At 43.9% G+C, this 3,225-nt stretch carries 3 protein-coding genes; all 3 read right to left on the bottom strand.

The genetic code is table 11. The annotated features are described in order from the left end of the window. Nucleotides 1–291 precede the first annotated feature (291 nt). Nucleotides 292–1,245 (bottom strand): SAM-dependent DNA methyltransferase, encoded by a 954-nt coding sequence (locus tag QUA80_RS33235; protein WP_333429157.1) that lies wholly within the window; start codon nt 1,243–1,245, stop codon nt 292–294. A 423-nt stretch (nt 1,246–1,668) separates the two neighbouring features. Continuing rightward, entirely contained in the window at nt 1,669–2,976 is a 1,308-nt protein-coding gene (locus QUA80_RS33230; protein WP_333429156.1) for a Zn-binding domain-containing protein, read from the bottom strand. A 29-nt stretch (nt 2,977–3,005) separates the two neighbouring features. Continuing rightward, nucleotides 3,006–3,225, bottom strand: a 220-nt coding sequence (locus QUA80_RS33225; protein WP_333429155.1) for a hypothetical protein, incomplete at its 5' end; no start/stop codon positions are given.

Here is a 3,225-nt window from a genome sequence, read left to right as displayed (position 1 = left end):
TATGAATTACGCCCTTGATTTAGCTAAATACTTCATCTTATCATGTTTTAGGTTGAAATTAAGATGCGTTTACCCTGAATTAAATAGCGAAAATTGGTGAGGTGATGTTGTCGTCTTCCTGGGTCGGCGTTTGCCCTTAACAACTTCTTGAACTACGGGATTTGAATGAATTGATGTTAGATCGTCCAAGTCAATAACTGCCGAGCTTTCTTCTGAACTTATTTCATCTTCATTTAGACGATCGGTAGGATTTTTAGCCTGAGATTCGACTGGTTCAAACCACTCATTATATCAGCAAGCAGCATTCATCGATTGAGGTCGATCGCTACTTAAACTATTGCCGAGGAGCAAGTCAGTTTGACCCAACCACCAAATCGGAATAGCCAACCAAGGCGAAAACAGATAAAACTGAAACAAAGCGCATTTTAACAGAATAGGCTCTACATCTTGACCGATACCGCTCAGACAGTAATTCGACTGTGCTAACATTAAAGCACCCGTACCGCACGCAGGTTCATTGAAGTTGGAAACTCGCTCTATCTTATCACCGCTGACTAACTTAGACATAAACTGACCCAATGCCAAGGGTGTCGGATAAAAACCCGAACTTTTTTGAGCAGTCTTCCCGCAAATTTGTGGCAATAGCCTGCCCATGTAATCTTCAGGATAAAGCATCAAAATTGACAGGTCAAACATTTGATAAAGGCGCATTGATGCACCTTCACAGCCGGCGGGTTCTTTTGGTAAAATCTTGTAAGCTGGATGTCCGAATGCGAACAAAACCCAGTTCAAGAAAAAATCCAGATACTCCCAAGCTGACCGAGTTTTCCATTCTCCGTGTTGGGGAATGCAATTGAGAGTGTTATCTAACATGGCTTCTGCGGCAGGAGAATGCTGCCATTCAATTTGGGGAATCGGTTCTGCTGGTAAAGTTTCCTCAATGACAAATTTGGGTAATTTTTCGGGTTTTCTGTTCTCCAGAATGGCTAGCATGGGTTCCATCTGCCACCGCATCCAGGTATGACTGGGGACAGCTTGACACAAAGCCCAATAATCCCACCTTCCCCACAAACATCGGTTTATTTGTGCGAGAATTGTTAACAGCCAGCCGTGCTTTAAATCCCGTTTGAGATTGGGGATTAGAGCTTGCTTTTTCTTTTGTTTATAGAGTTGTTCTCTGAAATGTAACCGCGTTGACTCTTTAGTTTTGGAGTCAATGATTGGCAAGACAAGCTTGTTTTTCATGAGTACAAGTCTGAAAAATGCACCCCTAAAAACCGCAGTAGCGGTTCACACATTTTAAGAATGGGGAGTGGGGAATGGGGAGTGGGGAGTGGGAAGAGACGGGAGTATCTCAATGAAAGCAGGTAAGCAAGCTAGAAATTGGAGTTTTGAGGCAGAAGGCAGGAGGAAGAAGGAAAAAGGAAGAAGGAAGGAGCCAGAAGAAGTGTTTTTACCAATATGAGATGCTCCCGAAGAGAGGAAGAGAAAGTGGGGAGTAGCTTTTCCTAATTAGAATCGCTCTGGAAGCAATGTTGAACAATTGCCTATTTGTTTGATAGCTTTTATGAAGTGATATCGTTTCCGGTTGCATTGGAATGATAAAATCTCGGTCAATAATTCCACATTCCCCCACTCCCCACTCCCCACTCCCCACTCCCCCCATTCTTAAAATGCTTCGCACAGCAGCAGCCCTACCTGCTTGAGTAAAGCTTTATTACCATCAGGGCATCCCGACTGAATCAAACATTTAGGACAGCCAGAACTGCAAGAACAACTGCGGGCTAACTCAGCAGCCGCATGAGCTAATTGAGGGAGAGAACGAAAAATAGCTTCCGAGGTTCCCGAACCTCCTTCTGCTAAATCGTAAAAGAGTCCTGCATAGTCATTTGCACCTCTCTTCTCTACCAGAAAATTCACATCATTAGGTGAAGCCAAAATAGTCAGAGGTAAAGCTGCTAAAATTTGATGGCCGAAACTGTGAATAGCCAACAAATTCGCGGGGTACTCCCACAACTGCTGATATCCGGGCTCCATCTCCTGTTGAGATTGAAGCAATTCCTGGCGAGTAGCTGTTACTACCTGTTGCAGATAACATTCAACCGGGGAATTAAAACTAATTTGCAGTACAGGAGTCGCAAATTTTATTTCGTAAGGTTGCTCAAAGTTTACCTCATTAAGAACCGATGTTAGCTCAGCAGAGCGAGTTCTCTTGCCACAAACAGGACACGCAGTACATTTTGGTAAATGCTCTTTGTAATTGACACACTTTCTATTGAGACAAGTTAACTCGTAATTGCGAGTTAATAATTGATAACCAGTGACGAGTTGGCTAATTTCTCCCCAAACCAGTTCCAGAATAGCTTGAGCTGGAATTGCCTTACTATCCGTTGAATTGGTTTGAACATTTCCTTCAACTTCTGGAATGACCAACGGGATTTGTTGAGGCAAACTCAAATTCTGCTTGAGGCTGGTATCAGTGTGGCTAATCGCTACAGTAAACAGTCGAGTTTCAGGGGTGTTTTGCAAAATAGCTTTGCCATTCAAGAGCGAGCGGGAAGTATAAGTCACCAAACAGCCGTCTGAGTTTTGCGTGCGGTAAATAGCACCAGGAAATACCTCTCGATAAGCAATCTCCGCACTGAGGAGTTCAATCTCTTCTTGAGTCTCCGCATCCACCAGTTGTATCGTGCTAGCACCCGTTCCCCCTCGAAAGTTTACGTCTTTATGCGGAAAGCCTTTAGCCCATAATTTATCCCGGCTTCTGTGAAGAACACCTTGCTCAATTAAAGCCGTTGCAATTTGAGGAGCGCTCTTGCCAAAGTAGTGCTTGAGCTTATTGGCCCGAATACCTGTTTCGACAGCCGCGCACATCAAATGTTTGGCAATATCTATGGGATAATTGGCATTAAAGCTCACCAATTCAGATTCAGCCGACAGCAACAATTCAGGGCGCTCGGCAAAATAGTTATCCAAAGGTGATTGTGCAATAGGAATGAAGACAATTAAACCGGAGTTTGTGCGACCAGCCCGGCCAGCCCTCTGCCTGAAAGCTTGCAAACTTCCCGGCCATCCCCTAATAATATTTGACTTTGGACAAAAGCAAATTGGCTTCGCGAGTCTTTGACGCGAAGTAATACGTATCGACTATGAATAATTAGGCTCGCTTTAAGAAGTAGTCGGTCGAGAGCTCGAACTTTTTTGAGTCTTTTTACCTTTTTTGAC

Source organism: Microcoleus sp. F4-D5, from assembly GCF_036704885.1.
Taxonomy (GTDB): domain Bacteria; phylum Cyanobacteriota; class Cyanobacteriia; order Cyanobacteriales; family Microcoleaceae; genus Microcoleus.
This window is presented reverse-complemented; position numbering and strand designations above follow the sequence as displayed.